This is a genomic window from Rothia nasimurium (genome assembly GCF_049068285.1).
GTDB lineage: Bacteria > Actinomycetota > Actinomycetes > Actinomycetales > Micrococcaceae > Rothia > Rothia nasimurium_I.
Map to the genome: position 1 here is coordinate 225673 of NZ_JBLKPV010000003.1, position 20645 is coordinate 246317.

Consider the following 20645-nt stretch of genomic DNA (forward strand, 5'->3'; position numbering starts at 1 on the left):
GGTAGCCTATGTAATGTGAATTACCCTATAACTGGTCCGAAAATTGGTGTTGTTGGTGGCGGGCAGCTGGCCCGCATGATGGCCCCGGCGGCCACGGAACTCGGCTTTGATCTGCGTATTTTGGCTGAGGATCAGGGGGTGTGCGCCACCCGTGCTGTTCCCGATGCCGTGGTCGGTGATTACCGGGATTTTGAGACCCTGGCGGCTTTCGCCCGAGAGGTTGATGTGCTGACCTTTGACCACGAGCACGTCCCTACTGATTTTTTGCGTCGCCTGCTGGCTGAGGGAATCAACGTTCAGCCCCGCCCCCAGGCCCTGGTCTATGCCCAGGACAAAATTGAAATGCGCAAGGCTGTGGATCGGTTGGGCCTGCCCAACCCCCGCTGGGCTGAAGTTACTACCCTGGATGAGCTCCTGGCCTTTGGCGACGACGCCGGGTGGCCCCTCGTCCTGAAAACCCCGCGAGGAGGATACGACGGCAAGGGCGTCATGGTCCTTGATTCTGCGGACGAGGCCCGGGTCGAGTCTGCCGCCTGGTTTGACCAGCTGCCCTCCCGCACCGACTTTTCCGCCCTACTCGCTGAAGAGAAGGTCCCCTTCAGCCGGGAGCTCTCCGCCCTGGTAGCCCGCCGCGATTCCGGTGAGGTGAAAGCCTGGCCCGTCGCCGAATCCATTCAGAAAAATTCTGTGTGTGACGAGGTTATTGCCCCGGCTCCCGGTATTTCTCCCCAGGTTGCTGAAGCTGCCCAGGCTGCTGCTGTGAAGGTAGCTACCGAGTTAGGTGTCACCGGTGTCATGGCTGCTGAGCTTTTTGAGGTCCCCGGCTCTGAGGCAGGCTTCCTCATCAACGAGTTCGCCATGCGCCCCCACAATTCAGGGCACTGGACCCAGGACGGCTCTGTCACCAGCCAGTTCGAACAGCACCTGCGGGCCGTCGCCAACTACCCCCTTGGAACAACCGACCTTAAGGGGGAGGTCGCCCTCATGAAGAACTTCCTGGGCGGCTCCAATGACGACATTTTTGGGGTCTACCCCACCCTCATGGGCACCTACCCGGCCGCCAAGGTCCACTACTACGGCAAGGCCGTCAAACCCGGCCGTAAGATCGGGCATATTAATATGACCGGTTCTGCCGCCGACCTCGACCAGTTGCGGGCCCAGGCCACCGGGGCCGCATCCTTGCTCACCGACGGCCCCGCCTCAGCACAAGCACCCCACACCCACCCCCTACCCTAGGAGCATCAATGACCTCCCCCTACGATTCCAACAACCCTATCGTCGGCATTGTCATGGGCTCAGACTCAGACTGGCCCGTCATGGAAGCGGCCGCTGAGGCCCTGCAGGAATTCGGCATCTCCTACGAAGTAGATGTTGTCTCCGCCCACCGTATGCCCGAAGACATGATTGCCTACGGCCGGTCAGCAGCCGAGCGGGGCATCCGCGTCATTATTGCCGGTGCAGGCGGGGCCGCCCATCTGCCCGGTATGCTGGCCTCTGTCACCCCCCTGCCCGTCATCGGGGTTCCCGTGAAGCTCAAGTCCCTTGACGGCATGGATTCCCTGCTCTCCATTGTGCAGATGCCCGCAGGAGTTCCCGTCGCAACCGTTTCCATCAACGGGGCCCGGAACGCAGGCCTGCTGGCCCTGCGGATTCTAGGCTCTGGCGACGACGGCTTCGCCCGCCAGGTCCGCTCTGACCTGGTTGACTTCGCCGCCTCCCTGCGCCAGACCGCCATGGACAAGGGAGCTACCCTCCGCGCAAAGGTCGAAGAATTCAAGGCCGAGGACACCGGCGCAGAAGACTCCCACGCCGTCCTGCGCGAAGCCCAGGTAGCGCAGGGCACCCCGGCGCCCCAAAATACTCAGGACGGCGGCCAGAAAACCCCCTACGCCCCCTAGGAACCGGGGTGGGCTTGCCAGGGTATTGAAAATCATCACCCCGGAAGTCCCCAGTTTTATGGCCTAATGTGGTTGAGTAGGAATCTGCTCAACCACATTACGTTTACGAGCAGTGATCTTTTCGATGGCAGGAGGCAACCGTGCACCGTGATTCTTCGTCTCAGCGAGGGAACTCTACCCCCACCGCCTCCGAACAGCCCATTATCGGCCGTCGACGCAGGGGCGAACAGGTGTCCGCCCCCGTCCTGACCGACCCCCTCAACCACCCCGAAGCCGCCTCCCCACGCCTGCGGGCCCGTCGGGCCTGGAGTCTGCTGGGCTTAAGCCTTCTTCTTCCCGGATCAGCCCAGCTCATGCAGGGTAACCGGACCCTGGGCCGTCGGGCCCTTGCAGTTACCGGCCTGGTCTGGGGCCTGGTCCTCGCCCTGCTCGCCCTGTGGTTCCTCAACCGCTCCTGGGTGCTAACTCTCGCAACCCACTCCTGGTCCCTCTGGCTAGCCACCGCTGCATTTATTGCCCTTGCTCTCGGCTGGGTTTTCATTCTTCTCGATACCTACCGGCTCATGAAGCCGGGTCTGCTCACCGGCCGGTCCAAGCCCCTGGTTTCCCTGGCCCTTATAGCGGCCCTCCTCGTCACCGGTGGCGGGCTTGGCTACGCCGCCTACATCACCTGGATTGGACGCGGGGCTCTTAGCTCCATCTTTGCCGGGGGCACCCCGCTGGTGGAGCAGGACGGCCGCTATAACATCCTGCTCATGGGCGGGGACGCCGGTGAAGACCGAGTAGGCCGCCGACCCGACTCCATGACGGTTGTCTCCATTGACGCCCAGACCGGCCAGGCCATCACTATCTCGGTGCCGCGTAACCTCCAAAACGCAATCTTTGAGACCGGCTCCCCCCTCTGGTCGATCTACCCCGAAGGCTTCAATTGCGGCGATGAGTGCATCCTCAACGCCCTCTACCCCACCGTCGCCCGGGACTACGCAGACCTCTACCCCGATGCCGAGGACCCCGGCGCTGAGGCCACCATGGACGCCGTCTCAGGCGTCCTGGGAATCACGGTTGAAAACTACATTCTGATTGATATGAGCGGCTTCGAGCAGCTCATTGACGCCCTCGGCGGTATCACCATCGATGTCGGTGGCTATGTGCCCATCGGCGGTGGAACCAATGAAATCACCGGCCTGCCCAACCCCATTGACGGCTACATTGAACCCGGCCGCCAGCACCTGGACGGCTTCCACGCCCTCTGGTACGCCCGCTCCCGCGAGGGCGCAACCGACTATGACCGCCAGGCCCGGCAGCGCTGCGTCCAGGCCGCCATGCTCAAACAGCTCGACCCCGCCAACGTCCTCACCAAATTTGCCGACATTACTGCAGCCGGTGAGCAGGTCATCGAAACCAATATCCCCCAGGGCGGCCTAGCCTCCCTGGGCAATGTTGCCCTCAAATCAAAGAACTACGACCTCATCCAGTTCGCCGCCGGCCCGCCCTACTTTGACGAGATGTTCCCGACCTACCCGGACTTTGACCTCCTCCACCAGCAGGTCCAACAGGTCATCACTGACTCTGCAGCAGGAATCCAGCCAGAAGCTGTGCCCCTAGCCGCCCCGGCCGCCTCGACCCAGCAAACTGGTGATGGCGCCATCCTCATCGAAACCGTTAGCCACAAGACCCTGCTGGCTGCCGAAACCGACCCGGCCACCGGCCTCAGCGACAACGGCACCTGCTCCGTTCCCTAACCCCCTACCCCGGCCTGAGGTGGCCCTCTCAGACTAAGAAACACCCTAGGCGGGCCTTGAACCGGTAAGCTGATAGGCATGAGTAATATCCTGCAATCAGACATTTGGGCCCGGTTCCAAGAGGCCAATGGCCACCAGGTATTCCGTGGTGAAGGTAAGGGCTGGCGCTACATGGCTACCCTCGAAGGCGGAGCAACCGGCCGCTACCTCTACGCCCCCTACGGGCCTGAAGCAGATTCTGCTGAGGCCTTCGAAGCTGCCATTGCAGATATGAAGCAAGTTGCCGCAGCCAACAAATGCTGGTTCATCCGCGTCGAGCCCACCCGCTCAGATATTTGGGGTAGCCAGAGCGGGGAAGCCTTCCTAGCTGCCCGGGGATTCAGGCTCTCCCCCCGCCAGGTGCAGCCCTCCCACACCCAAATCATCGACCTCACCCAGAGCGAGGACGAAATCCTCGCGGGAATGAAGTCCACCAACCGCAACCTGCACCGCAACATTCACAAGAAGGGGGTCACCTTCGAAAAGTCCCAGGACCCGGCAGACATCAAAATCCTGCTCAAATACCTGGACGAAACCGCAGGCCGGGCCGGCTTCAACCGCCAGCAAGACACCTACCTGACCCGCGTCGCCGAAGTGCTCATGCCAGCTGACGCTGCCACCCTCTTCATCGCCCGCGTGGACGGCGAACCCATCGGCGCCTCCCTGGTCTACGACTCTGACGACACCCGCGTCTACGCCCACGCAGCAACCTCTTTTGAGCACCGTAAGCTCCAGGTCGGCAACCCCCTGCTCTCTACCATCATCCTCGATGCCAAAGCCAAGGGCCTGACCACCATGGACCTCTTCGGCATCGCCCCCGATGACGATCCCAACCACGAATGGTCCGGCTTCACCAAGTTCAAGAAGTCCTTCGGCGGCGAATCAGTAACCTACCCCGGAACCTGGGACCTACCCGTCTCTGCCACCGGCTACAAGGCCTACCAGGGCATCCGGGCTGGCCGCGAAGCCCTTGCTTCGGGAAAGAAGTTCGCCACCGGCACCCTGCTACCCAAGGCCAAGGACGCTATCGGGCAGGTTCGCGCCAAAATCGGCAAATAAGGGGTAAATAAAGGGGCAGGGGCAGATGCACTCCCGCCGACAACCGCTCTCGCTGGCTCGTGAACTCGCAAGCGATTCACCGCCAGCCCCGGTCCACGTCGGCTTCGGGCGCATCTGCCCCTGCCTTTACTCGAAGCTAAGCCCCTAACGGTTCATGGTTCCAGCAAGCATGGAAGAGTAGCGGGAGAGCTTGTGCTCAGCCTCAATCAGGCGCACGGTACCGGACTTAGAACGCATGACCAAAGACTGGGTGGTGACGGTGTCCCTGCCGTAACGCACACCGCGCAGGAGCTTACCGTCGGTAATGCCGGTGGCAGCAAAGAAGCAGTTATCGGTGGTGACCAGCTCGTCGGTGGTCAGGACAGCGTCGAGGTCGTGGCCAGCGTCCAGGGCCTTCTGGCGCTCAGCCTCGTCAACAGGGGCAAGACGGCCCTGGATGACACCGCCGGTTGCCTTGATCGCGCAGGCAGCCACGATACCTTCAGGGGTACCGCCAATACCCATCATCAAATCAACGCCGGTGCCTTCGCGGCAGGCAGCAATCGCACCCGCTACGTCGCCGTCCATAATCATGCGGGTCCGGGCGCCGGTTGCCCGGATCTCTTCAACCAGCTTGGCGTGACGGGGCCGGTCCAGCACGCAGACAGTCAGCTGGTTCACATTGGTGCCCTTGGCTTTTGCCACCAGGTGCAGGTTCTGCTTGACGGGCAGGCGCAGGTCAACCAGGTCGGCAGCCTCGGGGCCGGTGACCAGCTTCTCCATGTAGAAGACAGCTGAGGGGTCAAACATGGTTCCGCCCTCGGCAACGGCGATAACGGACAGGGCATTATCCATGCCCAGGGCGGTCAGGCGGGTACCGTCAATGGGATCTACCGCAACGTCGAACTTGGCCCCTGAACCATCGCCAACCTGCTCCCCGTTGAAGAGCATGGGGGCTTCGTCCTTCTCGCCTTCACCGATCACGACGGTGCCGTTGAAGTGGACGGTCTTCAGGCGGGCCCGCATCGCATCAACCGCAGCCCCGTCCGCCATATTCTTATCGCCGGCGCCCACCAGGGGGCCGGACGCAATCGCGGCGGCTTCAGTAGCCCGCACCAGTTCCAGCGCGAGGTTACGATCTTCGTTGAATTCTTCTGACATGACTCACCTTCGAGTAGTTTTTTCGATCAGAGCGCCAAGGACCCGGGGCCCCAGCGCCTACAGTCACTAGATTACCCGTTCAGGCCCCCGCTTTCACGGCTGCATGTAACATCCGTGCTGACTATCCCCCCTCTGTGACAACAAATGTTCACCTTACTCATCTGCCAGGTAGCGCCGGTGGGGGAAAGTATATGAAAATAGAAGGCGTGACTTCATCGAACAACCCCCACCAGCAACCTGCCGAATCTGCCAGCACCAACGAGGCTGTAGCGGCTACCTCCGACGAGCAGGTCATCCCGCAGATTACCGCCAAGCAGGCTGAGAGGATCAACGCCCCAGCCCGCAATATGGTGATTTCGATGGTCGTCATTACCCTCCTCTTGCTGCCCGTGATCTGGATGATGCCGCAGCCCAACAAGAACCCCTACCGGCCCACGGTGGACCTGCCCCTCGTCTCCTACGAGGCCAGCCAGGTGGCAGGCTACCCCGTGGCAGCGGCTGAGCAGGAGGGCTGGCACTATAACTACGCCCGCTGGATCAGCGGTCAGGCTGACGGCATTAACTATTGGGAAACCGGCCAGGTAACCCCCAGCAACGCCTTCCTTGAAATCATTCAGGCAGCCGACTCTAACCCCACCTGGATTGCCCAGAAGACCGGTAACGCTGTGCCTGAAGCCAGCCTCCAGATTGACGGGGCAACCTGGGAGGTAAGAACCCTGGTTGACCCGGAGGATAAGGAAAAAATCACCACCTTCTATATCGGGGAACTGGAAAATACCGCCCTGATTGTCAAGGGCGACGCTGATCCTGCTGAGTTCCAGGCTCTGATTGAGGCCACCGCGAAGCAGTTGAGCGGCCCCCAACCGACCGAAGCTCCGACCTCATCCACCGGCATTAAGTAGTTAGCGCCCGGCCGTCCTTCCCCCAACACCCCGGTAAATGTAAGGCTGCTTACACACCTTCTGGGTGGGGGTGCTTGCTATCGTTTTGCCTAGATACGGTGAAAGGAAGATGATGAGCACCATTGAAACCCCGCTCCAGGCCTGGGAGCGTCTTGTGGAGGGCAATACCCGTTTTGTGGAGGGCAACCGGTCCCACCCCAACCAGGACGCTGCCCGCCGCGCTGAGCTTGTTGCCGGTCAGCACCCTTTCGCCGCCATTTTTGGGTGCGGGGATTCCCGCCTGGCTGCTGAAATTATTTTTGACCTCGGCTTAGGCGATGCCTTTGTGGTGCGCACTGCCGGGCAGGTGCTGGACGACGCCGTCCTCGGCTCCCTGGAGTACGCCAGCGGGGCCCTGAATACCCCGCTGATTATGGTGCTGGGTCACGACTCCTGCGGCGCGATCACAGCCACCCAGAAGGCCCTGGTGGAGGGTGAAATGCCCGGCGGATTTATCCGCAACCTGGTGGAGGGTATTTTGCCGTCGGTGATTTCTCCGGATCTACCCGAGGGGGCCACTATCAACGATATGGTGGTGGAGCATACCCGCCAGACTGCGGCCCGGATTGCTGAGCAGTCGGGCATTATTCGTCAGCGTATTGAGGACGGCTCCCTGGCCGTCATCGGCGTTTTCTACCACCTGGCCGACGGCAAAGCCGACCTAGTCTATTCGTCCTCACCCGAGATAACGGACGGCGGGTTCGGCCTCCCCACGGCCTCTTAGGCGGGTAGGCCAGCAGGTATTTTCTTGTCTCGTCATCTTCCGGCTCCAATGCGACAGCCGTCACGGCGGCGTATTAGACTAGGGAGTATGGCTGAAAACACTGAATACCGCATTGAACACGACACCATGGGTGAGGTCCGCGTACCGGTTAACGCCCTCTACCGTGCCCAGACCCAGCGTGCCGTTGAAAACTTCCCCATCTCAGGCCAGACACTGGAGTCTGCCCACATCCGCGCCCTAGCCCTCATCAAGAAGGCAGCAGCGAGCGCCAACGAAGAGCTCGGCGTCCTGGATGCAACCCGCGCCGCCGCTATCCGCGACGCCGCAGATAAGGTTGCTGCCGGTGACTACGATGAGCATTTCCCCATCGACGTCTTCCAGACCGGCTCTGGCACCTCCTCCAACATGAACACCAACGAGGTGCTGGCAACCCTGGCTAACAAGGCTCTGGAGGGTCAGGATGTCGAGGTCCACCCCAACGATCACGTCAACGCCTCCCAGTCCTCCAACGACGTCTTCCCCACCTCCGTGCATGTGGCCGCTACCGAGGCCCTGCTCAAGGATTTGGTTCCGGCCCTGGAATACCTGGCTGAGTCCCTGGAGCGTAAGGCGGTTGAGTTCAAGGACGTCGTCAAGTCCGGCCGCACCCACCTGATGGACGCCACGCCCGTCACCCTGGGCCAGGAGTTCTCCGGCTACGCAGCCCAGGTGCGCTACGGGGTTGAGCGTATCCACGCCTCCCTGCCCCGCGTCGCCGAGGTCCCCCTGGGTGGTACCGCTGTGGGCACCGGTATTAACACCCCCGACGGCTTCTCTGCCCGCGTCATTGAACTGCTGGCTGAAGAAACCGGCCTGCCCCTGACCGAGGCCCGCAACCACTTTGAGGCCCAGGCTAACCGTGACGGCCTGATTGAGGCCTCCGGCCAGCTGCGTAATATCGCCTACTCTTTCATGAAGATTAACAACGATATTCGCTGGATGGGTTCTGGCCCCAACACCGGCCTGGGCGAGCTGCACATCCCCGATCTGCAGCCCGGTTCCTCCATCATGCCCGGCAAGGTCAACCCCGTGATTTGTGAAGCAGCCATTATGGTCTGTGCCCAGGTCATCGGTAACGACACCACCATCGCCCTGTCCTCCACCAACGGTGCCTTCGAGCTGAACGTGGGTATCCCCGTTATGGCCGCCAACCTGCTGCAGTCCATCCGCCTGCTGGCCAACACCTCCCGCGTCATGGCCGACAAGATGATTGACGGCCTAGAAGCCAACGTGGAGCGTGCCCGCTTCCTGGCTGAGGCCTCCCCCTCAACCGTCACCCCCATGAACAAGCTGATCGGCTACGAGGCCGCAGCCAAGATTGCCAAGTACTCGGTGGCTAACAAGACCACCGTGCGCGAGGCCGTCATTGCCCTGGGTTACGTTGAGCGCGGTGAAGTCACCGAGGCCCAGCTGGATGAGGCCCTGGACGTCACCAAGATGCTGGGTAACTTCTAACCTTAGCTTTTTCCACCGAGTAAAGGCTGGCCCCCGAGAAAATTCTCGGGGGCCAGCCTTTCTATCTGTCTACTTCTGACAGGGCAGGGGCCCCGGTGGGTGGGCTCTGCCAGGGCGGGTTAGGGCCTGCCCAGGATGAGGGCGTCACCCTGGCCCCCGCCGCCGCAGAGGGAGACAGCAGCGTAGTTGGCTTCACCGGCGGCTAGGACGTGGGCGGCATGGACGGTAAGACGGGCACCGGAGGCCCCGACGGGGTGGCCCAGGGCAATTGCCCCACCGTGGGGGTTGACCTTCTCAGGGTCTAGCCCAAGTTCGCGGGTGGAGACAGCTGAAACAGCCGCGAAGGCCTCGTTAATTTCGATGTGGTCAAGGTCGGCGGCGGTGAGCCCGGCTTTTTCAAGGGCAGCTGCAATGGCCCGGGAGGGCTGGTAGTGCAACACGTTTTCGGGCCCGGCGGTGTTGGCCCAGGCCAGGACGGTGGCCAGCGGCTTAATTCCGTTCGCTTCGGCAAATTCTCGGCTTGAGAGCACCAAGGCTGCTGCCCCGTCTGAGAGCGGGGAGGCGTTACCTGCGGTGATGGTGCCGTCCTTATCAAAAGCGGGGCGGAGCTGAGCCAGCACCTCGGCCGTCGTTCCCTCGCGTACCCCCTCGTCAGCGGTCACTGTGACCGTCCCCTTGCGGGTCTTGATCTCCACCGGGGCGATTTCTGCCTCAAAGAGTCCGGCGGCCGCTGCTGCCGCTGCCCGCTGGTGGGAGGCGGCGGCGATCTCGTCCTGCTCCTGGCGGGTCACGTTAAAGTCAGCGTTGCTGGTCTCGGTCAGAACGCCCATGGAGAAGCCCCCCTGGGCGTCGGTGAGGGCGTCGCGTTCTACAGCGTCCAGCACCCCGGCAGCCCCGTAGACCTTTCCAGAGCGGAAGTCCGGCAGCAGGAAGGGGGCGCGGGACATGGACTCCTGGCCACCGGCAACAGCTACCTGGACTTCACCGGCGCGAATCAGGCGGGCAGCGTCAATAACAGCGCGGAGGCCTGAGAGGCAGACGCTGTTGACGGTCAAAGCTGGGGTGGCAATGGGGATACCGGCGGCCCGGGCTGTTTGTTTTGCGGGGTTCTGCCCGGCCCCGGCCTGCACGACCTGGCCGAAGATGACCGATTGGACCTGCGCAGGGGCAAGGCCTGCCCCGGTCAGGGCCTTGGTCAGGGCGATAGTGCCAAGTTCTACGGCGGTGAGGGAGGAGACCGCCCCCATGATTTTGCCCTGGGGGGTGCGGGCGGCTCCAATGATGACAACGTCCTGGGGATTCATATGCTTTCTCTCGTCGTTGAGGGCAGGCTGGGCGCCTGTTGTGAGCTTTCACCCCAGCATAAAACCCCTGTGTCTCATGACACAAGGGTTAGATGGTTTGTTACTCCTGCACTGATTCGAAGCCGAACCGGGCCCCGTCCTTCCAGTTGAGGGCTGCTTCGATGCGGTCGAGCATCCGGTTGCTGCAGTAGTCAGGCAGGTCAGCGACCGGCACCCAGGCGACCTGGCTGGATTCTTCATCGTTAACCCTAGCCTGGCCTGAGACGTAGCGACAGTAGAAGGTGTGGTCCAGGAACTGGCAGCGGTCGCCATTGCCAAAGGTCATGGGCGGGTCCACCTTGAGCTGGGCGAATGCAACTACCTCAATCTCTACCCCGGCTTCTTCTTCTGCTTCCCGCAGGCAGGTCAGGGCCGGGTTCTCCCCGGGGTCGACGATGCCGGTGATGGGGGTCCAGGCCCCGGTGTCACTCCGGCGCACCAGCAGGATATCGCCGTTCTCCCGCTGCACCACGGCAGTTGCCCCCGAGAGCCAGAGCAAATCGTGGCCTATTTTGGCACGCAGGTCGGTGATAAAGGACGGAGTCGGCACAGGTTAGCCCCTTTCAGGAGGTTAGGCGGGCAGGAAGAGGGCAATGGTGGTGCCCAGGAGCATAAAGGGCCCGAAGGCAAGGTGGGTGTTGAAGCTGGCTTTGCGGGTGAGCACCAGGACGAGGGCGGTCAAGCCCCCTGCCAGGAAGATCAAGAGGTTGCCCCAGAGCAGATTCAGGGGGGAGATGAAGCCAAGGAGCAGGCCCAGCACCCCGGCCAGTTTGACGTCCCCCAAGCCCAGGGCACCCCGGGAGGCCTTGCGCATGATCCAGTAAACCCCCATCATCAGCACGGCACTATAAGCGGTCTCCCGGGCATGGGCCAAGCTGTTTTCGCTGGTCAGAAGAATAATTCCCAGCAGGGGAAAGCCAACCAGCAGGTACATGGGCAAAACGATCCTATCCGGCAGGCGGTGCTCTTTAACGTCAATCCGCCACAGGCGTCCTGCACAGACCAGGTAATAGGCCAAAACCCAGCCCAGCAGGGCGGAGGCCAGGGCAGCCTGCCAGCTGCCCGCCCGTCCGTCCTGGATCAAATCAAGCAGTAGCTCCAGCACCGGCACCCTCCACAGCTAGGAGCCGAAGCGGCGCTGGCGGTTAGCGTAATCCCTCAGGGCCCGCAAAAAGTCCACCCGGCGGAAGTCAGGCCACAGGGCCTCGCAGAAGTAAAACTCAGAGTAGGCAGACTGCCAGGTCATAAAGCCAGACAGCCGCTGCTCGCCCGAGGTGCGAATCAGAAGGTCAGGGTCGGGCATACCGCTGGTGTAGAGGTGGCGGGAGATATCGTCACTGGTCAGCTTGGCAGCCAGCTCATCCAGGCCCACGCCTGAGGCGGCGGCCTCGCGCAGGAGGTTTCGCACCGCGTCCGTAATTTCCTGGCGACCCCCGTAGCCCACCGCGATATTGACCTGCAGGCCTTCAACTGCTGAAGTTTCGGCCATGGCCTTCTCAAAGGCCTGTCGCAGCCCCTCAGGCAGGGATTCCAGCTGGCCTACCGCCCGGATCTTGCCGATACCTGTCTCTGCCAGCTGGCCCACAAAGCCCTCAATGACCTCAACCAGGTCAAGCAGCTCCCCGCTGGAACGTTTCAGGTTCTCAGTGGACAGCATATAGAGGGTGACCATGGGGATTTTCATCTCGGTACACCAGCCCAAAAATTCAATGATGCGGGCGGCTCCGGCCTGGTGGCCGTGCTTGGTGCTCTCCCCCAGCTGGGCAGCCCAGCGGCGGTTGCCATCCACCAGGACGCCGATGTGCTGGGGCAACTTCTCCGTTGGAATCGCAGAGACCAGCGAACGCTCATACACCGTGTAGAGGGGCTGGGGCAGTTTCATGGGCTGGCTCCTTGGGGCACCGGATGGGGCGGGGTCGGGTCTATTCTACCGCGCCGGGGCCACCACCGGGGTGGGACCGGTGGGCTGTCATCTTGTCCCTCTCCCCTACCGCCTGCTATTTTGACCTGCCATACTAAATAGTATGAGCGCTTCGAACCATTCCTCCGCCCCGTCCTCCCACTCTCCCGATTCAGCAGGTCTCTGGGACCGCCTGACGGACGTCCAGCGGGAGGTCATGGAGTTTTACCGCCTCAACGGCAAGCCCCTGCTTCGTGGCTGGATTCATGCGGGTTTCGCCCCGGTGGTCTTCATCGCCGGGATTGTCTTGATTGCCCTGTCCGGGGGCGGCACCGTGGGGATTGCCTGCGCTATTTTCGCCCTGACCGGGGTGCTCCTCTTTGGGGTTTCAGGTATGTACCACCGTGGTTTCTGGCCCGCTAAGGCCCGCATGTTCCTCAAACGGTTGGACCACGCCAACATCACCTTGCTCATTGCCGGCACCTATACCCCGGTGGCCCTCACCATGCTTGAGGGGGCCAGCCGAAGCATTATGCTCTGGACTATCTGGGGCTGCGCCCTCTCTGTCACCCTCTTCCGGGTCTTCTGGACGGGGGCCCCGCGCTGGCTCTACACCCCCATCTACGTCATTATGGGGCTGATGGCGGTCTTCTTCATGGGTGACCTCTGGCAGGCCTCCAAGGTAGCGACGGTGCTGATTGCAACCGGTGGCCTCACCTACATCATCGGCGCCGTCTTCTACGGAACCAAACGCCCGGCCATAGCCCCCCAGGTCTTTGGCTTCCACGAGCTCTTCCATGCCTTCACCGTAGCTGGCTTCATCCAGCACTACATAGCGGTCATGTTCGCAATCTTCCTCTAAACCAACCCCGGAGATAAAACTGACAAGGACGCACCGGCCTCAGCGGGTGCGTCCTTGTCAGTTAAAAAGGGTGGGGGCTAGTGGGGGCGGCGCAGGTGGTCCTGGGCAACCTCAGCTTCGTCGCGGACGGTCGCGGCGGCAGCTTCCTTCCCCGCAGCAGCCTGGGCAGCGGCCCGCTCCTCGGCCTCCCGGGCAATCGCGTACTCGCTGCGGTAGCGCAGGCGGCGGGCCCGGCGGGTCAAATCAAGGCCCAGGAAGACGATGAAAATACCCAGAATGAAGGTGATAATAAAGCCGACAATCCCCGGGGAGCCGCGGAAGGAGCCGTCCGGGTTCACCGTTGTAATAACGGTGGGGGTGGCCTCGGCTGCGAGCAGGGTGAGCTGGCTGAGTGCTGACACGGTGGAGTCCTCTAGGGTTGTGTTCGTCGGTTACGGGTTCTGCCCCGCACCCCATTCTACTGGCTACCTGCGGCCAGCAACGGGTGAAGGCCTACCCCCGCTTACTTGCGGTAGTCGATCCCCTGGGCGAAGCAGGTTTCTGGCAGGTCAGTGCGGACGCGGGCATGGGCCAGCACATAATCCTCAAAGGGCCAGATTTCCCGCTGGGCTGCTGGCGACACCGCGAAAAAGAGGGAATCAGGGGCAACCTGGGAGGCGTGGGCTTTCAGGGCCTCATCCCGCTTCTCGAAGAACTCCCCGGAGCTAATGCGGGTAGTGGTCTGGTGGCGGGAGACCGGCGGACGGTGGCCTTCAGCGTCCTCTTCCAAGGAGAGGGCAACCCAACGGGCAAAAGGTGACTCCAGGCCCGCCTCTTCAAGATAGCGGTGGAAAGCGCTCATGCGGTCCATGTTGAAGGCCCGGTCGTAGTAAATCTTTGACACGCTCCAGGGCTGCCCGGTTCCCGGGTAGGCGGTAGCGTCCCCAGCCTTTTCAAAGGCCTCCATGGAGACCCGGTGGGTCATGATGTGGTCGGGGTGGGGGTAGCCACCGATCTCGTCATAGGTCAAAATGATGTGCGGCTTGAAGTCACGGACCAGGCGCACCAGGGGGGCTGCAGCTGTTTCCAGGGGCAGGGTTGCAAAGGCTCCGAAAGGAAGCGGCGGCAGCGGGTCCCCCTCGGGCAGGCCCGAATCGGTAAACCCCATCCAGCGGTGCTCAATACCCAAGACTTCAGCGGCCTGGGCCATCTCCTTCCGGCGGACACCCGGCAAATCCCGGTGGGCAGCCGGGTTGGAGTTCACGGCCTCATTCAGGATATCCCCCCGTTCGCCCCCGGTCATAGAGGCCACCATGACGCGGGCGCCCCGGGCCACATAGGCTGCCATGCTGGAAGCCCCCTTGGACGATTCGTCGTCGGGGTGGGCGTGGACGGCCAGGATTCGCAGGCCGGTGTAATCGTCGTTGAGCGGGGCAAGGAGGGCTGGATCGTAACCAAGAGTGGAGGTTTCAGGGGCGCTCATTCGTTCTTCCGTTCAACTGCTGGGGCTCGGCTCAGCCGGGCTGATTTATGGAGGGCAAAAGGGTAAGGTTAGGGTGGTGACCCCGTTTAGCCCTCCCTATTCTACCGGTAGCAGTACGGGCTGACGGTCCCCGTGTTACCTCGTATGAAAGGAGTGAGATGGCTGCTGATTTGCAGGCCCGCTACGGCACCGGCAACAAAGCCCGTACCGTCCCCCCAAGGTTCTGGTACGCCCTCACCCTCCTTGCTGTCCTGATAGGTGTAGCCTTCGTCGGCTGGGTCCAGCTCGATCGGGCTGACCGGCCTGTCGGCCGCGACGTCGGCTTTGAGCTCACCAGCCAGGACGAAGCCTCCATCACTTTCGAGGTAGCTAAGCAACCCCAGGACACAGCCGTCTGCGCTGTCAAGGCCCTCAACACCGCCGGGGCCCCCGTCGGCTGGAAGGAAGTCGCCATCGGCCCCTACACAGATACCCAGGGCAACGGGGTATCCGTGCAAAGCACCACCTTGCGGCTCCTGGGCGAGGCCACCACTGTCACCGTCGATAGCTGCTGGAAGGTCGATTAATTCCGGTTTCTCTACCGGGTGAAGATAGACCCAGTCCCCTGCCTGTGAGTTAGACTAGGCACAATGTTCTGATACGGCAAGCGGATCTCCCGCTACACCTGCCGTTTTTCTCTCATACCGCGCCCCGCGTCGTCCGGAGGCCCGGAATAACCTGAAATGGAGTACAACACATGGCTGAAGGCGCTTGGCTGACTCAGGAAGCCTACAAGAAGCTACAGGATGAGCTCGAGTACCTCTCTGGCCCCTACCGCCAGGAAATCGTTGAGCGTATCTCTGCTGCCCGCGACGAGGGCGACCTCAAGGAAAACGGTGGCTACCATGCCGCCCGCGAAGAGCAGGGCAAGAACGAGGGCCGTATCAAGCAGCTCAAGCACCTCTTGGAGAACGCAGTCGTATCTGACAAGCCCGCTGCAGACGACGGCGTGGTGGAGTCTGGCATGGTTGTTGAAGCTGAAATCATGGGCAAGACCATGACCTTCCTGCTCGGCTCCCGCGAGGTCGCAGACACCCTGACCGGCGGCACCGACCTGCAGGTCTTCTCCGAGAAGTCCCCCATGGGTTCTGCCATCTACGGCCACAAGGTGGGCGATGAGCTCTCCTACGAGGCCCCCAACGGCAAGCAGATCCCGGTCAAGATCATCTCGGCCAAGCCCTTCCAGGGCTAGGACCCAGCCCGCAGCCCCAGCTGCAGGCTAACAACACAGCAGGGCCCGGCCGTCCTAACACCCCGTGGGGTAAAGGACGGCCGGGCCCTGTTTTTTCAGCGCTCAGGCAGGTAGGGGGCGGGCTAGACCACCATGGGCTTATAGCCTTCAGCCTCCAGAGCTGCAAGCACCTGCTTGCAGTGTTCCAGGCCCTTAGTTTCCATATCGATGGTGATGGAGACATCCCCCATGGACAGGGCACCGCCAACGCGGGTGTGGTCAACACCTGTGACGTTAGCGTCGCACTCTGAGATGATACGGGAGATGGTGGTGAGCTCACCGGGCCGGTCATTGAGCATGAGCTTAATGGTCATGTACCGGCCAGCTGCTGAAAGGCCTCGCTGGATCACCTTGAGCATGAGCATGGGGTCGATGTTACCGCCAGAGAGCAGGCAGACGGTGGTGCCCAAATCTCCATACTTTTCTTTGAGGGTACCGCTCATCAATGCAGCAACCGACACCGAACCGGCCGGTTCGACCACCAGCTTGTTGCGTTCCATCAGGAAGATGAGGGCGCGGGCAATCTCGTCCTCAGAGACGGTGTGCACATCATCAACCAGGGACTTAATGATGGTGAAAGGCAGCTGGCCGGGGCGGCCCACCGCAATACCGTCAGCAATGGTTGAAACCTTTTTGAGGGGGACGAGGGCGTCCGCAGCCAAAGAAGGCGGGTAGGCGGCCGCGTGCTCGGCCTGCACCCCGATAATGCGGATCTTCTTGCCCAGCTGCTTCTCTTTCTCGCGCACAGCAATGGAAAGACCGGCCAACAGGCCGCCGCCGCCAACGCCCACGAGGATGGTGTCGACGTCCGGGACCTGTTCCAGGACCTCTAAGCCCAGGGTTCCCTGCCCGGCAATGATGTCTTCATTATCGAAGGGATGGACAAAGACAGCCCCGGTTTCTTCAGCAAAGCGCTTAGCCTCTGCCAGGGCCTCATCCACGTTGACACCGTGCAACACAACTTCTGCGCCGTGGTCACGGGTGGCTGCAATCTTAGGCAGGGCTGCGCCCTGGGGCATGTAGATACGGGCTGAAATCCCGAGGCGGGAGGCTGCTAGGGCAACGCCCTGGGCGTGGTTACCTGCAGAGGCAGCCACCACGCCCACAGCCTTCTCAGCCTCGGTCAGCTTGGCCATCCGAACATAGGCCCCGCGCACCTTGAAGGAGCCAGACCGCTGGAGATTTTCGCACTTGAGGAAAACCTCAGAACCGACCTGTTCGCTCAAGGCCCGGGAGTGGGCCACGGGGGTGCGCTCAATGACGCCCTCAAGCAAACGGGCGGCTTCTTCGATATTGCCCAGGGTAACGGGCAGCTGGGGGGTGGGGCTTGCTTCCACTGACCTAACCTTTAGTGTGTAGTGACTTAGAGTTTAGCGCCGTCGTTGATAGCTTCACGGGCGTCCTCATCAGCCTTGTCGGCTTCCTTAATGCGGTTGAGGCGCTCCTTGACCTTTTCAGCGATAGCTTTACGTTCTAGTCTCTTCTTTTCGTGGGGGTAGAGGAATTCCTCGTCCCGAATGTCGGAATCATTCTCCCATTCTCGGCCGGCCAGGTAGCGGATCACCGTGTTCACAACGGCCAGGACGGGCACAGCAAAGAGGGCGCCAATAATACCGAAGAGCATAGAACCAGCCAGCACAGCAACCACCACGGCCAGCGGGTGCAGGGCCACGGCCTTACCCATAACCAGGGGCTGGAGGATATTGGATTCGATCTGCTGGACAATCAGCACCATAGCCAGCATGATCAGGGCGTTAACCAGGCCGTTAGCTACCAGGGCCAGCAGGACGGCGATGGCCCCGGTCAGCAGAGCGCCGACAACGGGAATGAAGGAGCCCAGGAAAACCAGAACGCCCAGGGGCATAGCCAGGGGGACGCCGAGGAAGAAGGCAGAAAGGCCGATACCGACGGCGTCCACGGCGGCCACAAACACCTGGACACGCACATAGGAGACCAGGGACTTCCAGCCCCGGCGGCCAGCCCCGTTGACGGCCCGGCGGGCGTCCTGGGGGAAGAGCTTGGTGGTAAAGAGCCAGATCTTCTCGCCCTCCATCAGGAAGAAGATGAGGGTGAAGAGAACGATGATGGTACCGGTGCCAATATCAGCGGCCGTAGAGCCTACGGAGGCAACACCGTTCAGAATGCTGGAGGTGTTCTCCTGCAGGGTGCTGATCAGCTGGCTAATGTACTGGTCAATCTTGTCAGCACCCAAGTCAATGGGCAGGTTATTGAGCATGGCAACCAGCTGGTTCCAGCCTTCAACGACCTGGTCTGAAAGGGAGGAAAAACCGCTGGTGAGCTGCTGGCCCACGATAGCCAGCAGGCCAACGACACCACCGATAAAGCCAATTTCAGTCAGGGCAGTTGCGATACCTGCCGGGATCCGGTTCTTCCGCAGGAAGTAGACAACCGGGGAAATCAGGCCTGCCAGGAGGGCGGCGATCATGATGGAAATGACGATCAACGAAATCTTAGCCAGCATCCAGTAGAGGGCTGCAAGGACGATACCGACGATAGCCAGACGCCAGGCCCAGGCTGCTGCTACCTGCAGAGCGAAGGGGACCTGACGGTCACTCGTAGGGGGGTGGGCGGGGGTAGCACTCATAGATTTATTGTCCCATGCTTCCTTGACGTGTGAGGTAATTGGGCCCAGGGCTAGTCCGGGCTTTTGAACGGGGAAGAGGGGCAGATCCCGGTGCGGGTTCTGCCCCTCCGTGTCACCTGGTAGGTGAGCTGGTTTAGTCGTCTGCCATCGCTCGCAGATAGTAGAAGATGCGCAGGATCTCGATGTAGAGCCAGACCAGGGAAACAATCAGGCCAAAGGCAATACGCCAAGACTCCCGCTCGGGGTAGCCTGCATGGATAGCTTCTGAGGCATGGGTAAAGTCCAGAAGCAGGGAGTAGGTGGCCATCAGGACGGCAAAGAGGCCGATAATCAGACCCAGGGGGATACCCATGACTTCAATGCTCCGCATGTTGGTTGCAAAGAAGAGGGAGGTGACCAGGTTGATCATGCAGAAGATGAAGTAGGAAGTAGCCGCAACGATGAAGAAGCGGGTCATCTTAGCGCTGGCCCGGAGCTTACCTGAGCTGTAGAGGGCCAAAATGGTGGCAAAGACGACGACGGTTGCCAAGACTGCCTGGACAACCAGGCCGGGGTACTGGGCTTCAAAAACACGGGAGATACCGCCGACCAAGAATCCCTCGAAGACGGAGTAGGCCATCACCAGGGCAGGTGAGACCTTCTTCTTCATAGAGTTGACGATGCCCAGCACCAGACCACCGATCATGCCGACGAACATGAGAATCGGGACGTACCAGGCGACGACTGCACCGACAACCACCAGGCCCAGGTTAAGGGCGGTCTTGACGATGATGTCGTTAATCGTAATACGGTTGGTATCGGCAGGGGTTGCGGTGCCGTAGTTATACATGTCGTTGAGCTGAGCCGGTGAAACCTGCTGCTCGCCGTACCCGTACGGGGTCTGCTGGCCGTAGGGGTTCTGGCCGGGCTGGCCATAGGGGTTGGCGGTGGCAGTGCCACCGGCACCAAACTGGCCAAAGCGGGGGTCGCCGGCCGGCTTAGTCATGTTGTTAATCAGGGGGTTACCTGCCACGGCTGGTGTCTCCTAGGGGTTCTAGTCGTGGAAATGTCTTCCTCTACCCTATCGGATATGACAGGGTTTGTGGGGGTATTTTTTCTCTGGGCGTTAAGCACACTTACTGACCAGTTAGTTCAGCTTCTAGGAAGGTGAGCACAGCCCCGTCCTGATTAGTACCGATAGTCATATCAGTGTAGGGAGCCAAAAGCGGGTCAGAATGTTCCATAGCAATAGCCCGGGCAGCATACTGGAACATCTCAAGATCATTGCCAGAATCACCAATAGCCGTCGTTGCAGCCCCATCAATCCCCAAATGCCGGGCCAACCAGGCCACCCCGTGGCCCTTATGGTTGCCCTCAATAATCACATCAATAGCACCAAAGCCACTAGAGGTCGCCGTCAGCCCCGCAGGGAGAGCTGCCCTCATGGCTTCAACCGTCCCGTTAATATCGCTACCTGGCTCAGCGTTCAAGGCAATTTTCACCACGGCATCGGTAATAGTTGCAGGGTCCTCAACCCCCTCAACCCGGGGGTAGAAAGGACGGATAGCGTTCAGCGGATCCAGCTCATAGCCCGGCAGGTCAAAGCCAGCAGCCGTGATCTGCCGGTAGACCCGGTCCGTCAGCATAGCCAACCGGTCCTGGGGAACATAAGAATTGTGACGGCAGGAAAGGATAATCCCAACCTCCGGGAACCCTTCCAAAATCTTCAAAGTCTGGGCAACCTGCTCATCGCTAAAAGACCACAGGGCAAGATCCTCTCCCCCGTGGTGAATAATCGCCCCGTTTTCACAAATAAAGTAAAGATGAGGGTGCTCCTCAAACCCCGCCAAATACTGCTGGGCCTTAGGCAACTGGTTCCCTGTTGCAACCACCAAATAGGAGCCCTGCGCAGCTAAGAGGTCCAAAACCCTGCCCAGGGCAGCCCGGTCAAACTCCTTTGCATCATCCAGCAAAGTACCATCAAGATCAACAGCATAAAGGTGAGGTGTTTCCATGCTCCCTACTCTATCGAACACATTAGGGGCTACGCTGACAACAGCACAAACAACCAGAAAAGACAAGAACCCCGCCCAAAGCACCGGAAAACAAACCACAACACCCCCACAAGGACTCCCAGGCCACAACCAGGCTACAAAAAGAGAGTACGCCCGCGCTTCGCGCATTATG

21 protein-coding genes are annotated in these 20645 nt (G+C 61.1%); 10 read left to right on the forward strand and 11 right to left on the reverse strand.

The features are described from left to right. Positions 1-15 precede the first annotated feature (15 nt). The 4 genes from ACMXX3_RS04525 to ACMXX3_RS04540 all read left to right on the forward strand — a co-directional run bounded on the left by ACMXX3_RS04525 (position 16) and on the right by ACMXX3_RS04540 (position 4738). The gene (locus tag ACMXX3_RS04525; RefSeq protein WP_421083561.1) at positions 16-1236 is read left to right on the forward strand and encodes a 5-(carboxyamino)imidazole ribonucleotide synthase; all 1221 of its coding nucleotides are present in this window, start codon (positions 16-18) and stop codon (positions 1234-1236) included. Positions 1237-1244: 8 nt separating this feature from the next. Next, positions 1245-1898 (forward strand): 5-(carboxyamino)imidazole ribonucleotide mutase, encoded by a 654-nt coding sequence (purE, locus tag ACMXX3_RS04530; protein ID WP_421083562.1) that lies wholly within the window; start codon positions 1245-1247, stop codon positions 1896-1898. A gap of 140 nt (positions 1899-2038) precedes the next feature. Continuing rightward, on the forward strand, positions 2039-3640 hold the full coding sequence (locus tag ACMXX3_RS04535) for an LCP family protein (protein ID WP_421083563.1): 1602 nt from the start codon (positions 2039-2041) through the stop codon (positions 3638-3640). A gap of 78 nt (positions 3641-3718) precedes the next feature. Beyond that, the gene (locus ACMXX3_RS04540) at positions 3719-4738 is read left to right on the forward strand and encodes a lipid II:glycine glycyltransferase FemX (protein WP_421083564.1); all 1020 of its coding nucleotides are present in this window, start codon (positions 3719-3721) and stop codon (positions 4736-4738) included. A 144-nt stretch (positions 4739-4882) separates the two neighbouring features. Here ACMXX3_RS04540 and glpX read toward each other — a convergent pair whose 3' ends face one another. Further along, positions 4883-5878: a class II fructose-bisphosphatase gene (gene glpX / locus ACMXX3_RS04545; RefSeq protein WP_421083565.1), complete on the reverse strand. Its 996-nt coding sequence runs from the start codon at positions 5876-5878 to the stop codon at positions 4883-4885. Positions 5879-6084: 206 nt separating this feature from the next. On the opposite strand from glpX, the gene ACMXX3_RS04550 reads away from it, so the two are divergent. The 3 genes from ACMXX3_RS04550 (at position 6085) to ACMXX3_RS04560 (ending at position 9037) form a co-directional block, all read left to right on the forward strand. Beyond that, on the forward strand, positions 6085-6780 hold the full coding sequence (locus ACMXX3_RS04550) for a DUF4245 domain-containing protein (RefSeq protein ID WP_421083566.1): 696 nt from the start codon (positions 6085-6087) through the stop codon (positions 6778-6780). 112 nt (positions 6781-6892) lie between these two features. Continuing rightward, positions 6893-7543 (forward strand): carbonic anhydrase, encoded by a 651-nt coding sequence (locus ACMXX3_RS04555; protein ID WP_421083589.1) that lies wholly within the window; start codon positions 6893-6895, stop codon positions 7541-7543. 87 nt (positions 7544-7630) lie between these two features. Beyond that, a complete protein-coding gene (locus ACMXX3_RS04560; RefSeq protein ID WP_237189436.1) occupies positions 7631-9037 on the forward strand; it encodes a class II fumarate hydratase in 1407 nt (468 codons plus the stop codon). Positions 9038-9156: 119 nt separating this feature from the next. Here the strand turns inward: ACMXX3_RS04560 and ACMXX3_RS04565 are convergent, their stop codons facing one another. The 4 genes from ACMXX3_RS04565 to ACMXX3_RS04580 all read right to left on the reverse strand — a co-directional run bounded on the left by ACMXX3_RS04565 (position 9157) and on the right by ACMXX3_RS04580 (position 12262). Beyond that, a complete protein-coding gene (locus tag ACMXX3_RS04565) occupies positions 9157-10341 on the reverse strand; it encodes an acetyl-CoA C-acyltransferase (RefSeq protein WP_421083567.1) in 1185 nt (394 codons plus the stop codon). A 100-nt stretch (positions 10342-10441) separates the two neighbouring features. Next, entirely contained in the window at positions 10442-10930 is a 489-nt protein-coding gene (locus ACMXX3_RS04570; RefSeq protein ID WP_421083568.1) for an NUDIX hydrolase, read from the reverse strand. A 21-nt stretch (positions 10931-10951) separates the two neighbouring features. Continuing rightward, entirely contained in the window at positions 10952-11485 is a 534-nt protein-coding gene (locus ACMXX3_RS04575) for a prepilin peptidase (protein ID WP_421083569.1), read from the reverse strand. 15 nt (positions 11486-11500) lie between these two features. After that, a complete protein-coding gene (locus ACMXX3_RS04580) occupies positions 11501-12262 on the reverse strand; it encodes an isoprenyl transferase (protein WP_421083570.1) in 762 nt (253 codons plus the stop codon). A 142-nt stretch (positions 12263-12404) separates the two neighbouring features. Here ACMXX3_RS04580 and trhA point away from each other — a divergent pair, with 142 nt between their 5' ends. Continuing rightward, positions 12405-13142 carry a PAQR family membrane homeostasis protein TrhA gene (gene trhA, locus ACMXX3_RS04585; protein WP_421083571.1) on the forward strand — a complete coding sequence of 246 codons (738 nt, stop codon included), beginning with the start codon at positions 12405-12407 and terminating at the stop codon, positions 13140-13142. Positions 13143-13219: 77 nt separating this feature from the next. On the opposite strand, the gene ACMXX3_RS04590 is transcribed toward trhA, so the two are convergent. Beyond that, the gene (locus ACMXX3_RS04590; protein ID WP_421083572.1) at positions 13220-13543 is read right to left on the reverse strand and encodes a hypothetical protein; all 324 of its coding nucleotides are present in this window, start codon (positions 13541-13543) and stop codon (positions 13220-13222) included. A gap of 101 nt (positions 13544-13644) precedes the next feature. Beyond that, the gene (gene mca, locus ACMXX3_RS04595; protein WP_421083573.1) at positions 13645-14604 is read right to left on the reverse strand and encodes a mycothiol conjugate amidase Mca; all 960 of its coding nucleotides are present in this window, start codon (positions 14602-14604) and stop codon (positions 13645-13647) included. A gap of 158 nt (positions 14605-14762) precedes the next feature. Between mca and ACMXX3_RS04600 the strand changes: the two genes are divergently transcribed. Further along, the gene (locus ACMXX3_RS04600; RefSeq protein WP_421083574.1) at positions 14763-15170 is read left to right on the forward strand and encodes a DUF4307 domain-containing protein; all 408 of its coding nucleotides are present in this window, start codon (positions 14763-14765) and stop codon (positions 15168-15170) included. Positions 15171-15340: 170 nt separating this feature from the next. Next, positions 15341-15835, forward strand: a complete 495-nt coding sequence (gene greA / locus ACMXX3_RS04605; RefSeq protein WP_421083575.1) for a transcription elongation factor GreA — start codon at positions 15341-15343, stop codon at positions 15833-15835. A 122-nt stretch (positions 15836-15957) separates the two neighbouring features. On the opposite strand, the gene ilvA is transcribed toward greA, so the two are convergent. The 4 genes from ilvA to ACMXX3_RS04625 form a co-directional block, all read right to left on the reverse strand. Next, on the reverse strand, positions 15958-17211 hold the full coding sequence (gene ilvA / locus ACMXX3_RS04610) for a threonine ammonia-lyase (RefSeq protein WP_421083576.1): 1254 nt from the start codon (positions 17209-17211) through the stop codon (positions 15958-15960). A 26-nt stretch (positions 17212-17237) separates the two neighbouring features. Further along, positions 17238-18479, reverse strand: coding sequence for an AI-2E family transporter (locus ACMXX3_RS04615; protein ID WP_421083577.1), 1242 nt, complete (start codon positions 18477-18479; stop codon positions 17238-17240). 133 nt (positions 18480-18612) lie between these two features. Then, positions 18613-19491 (reverse strand): Bax inhibitor-1/YccA family membrane protein, encoded by an 879-nt coding sequence (locus ACMXX3_RS04620; RefSeq protein ID WP_421083578.1) that lies wholly within the window; start codon positions 19489-19491, stop codon positions 18613-18615. 103 nt (positions 19492-19594) lie between these two features. Then, positions 19595-20473, reverse strand: a complete 879-nt coding sequence (locus ACMXX3_RS04625; RefSeq protein WP_421083579.1) for an HAD-IIB family hydrolase — start codon at positions 20471-20473, stop codon at positions 19595-19597. Between the last annotated feature and the right edge of the window lie 172 nt (positions 20474-20645).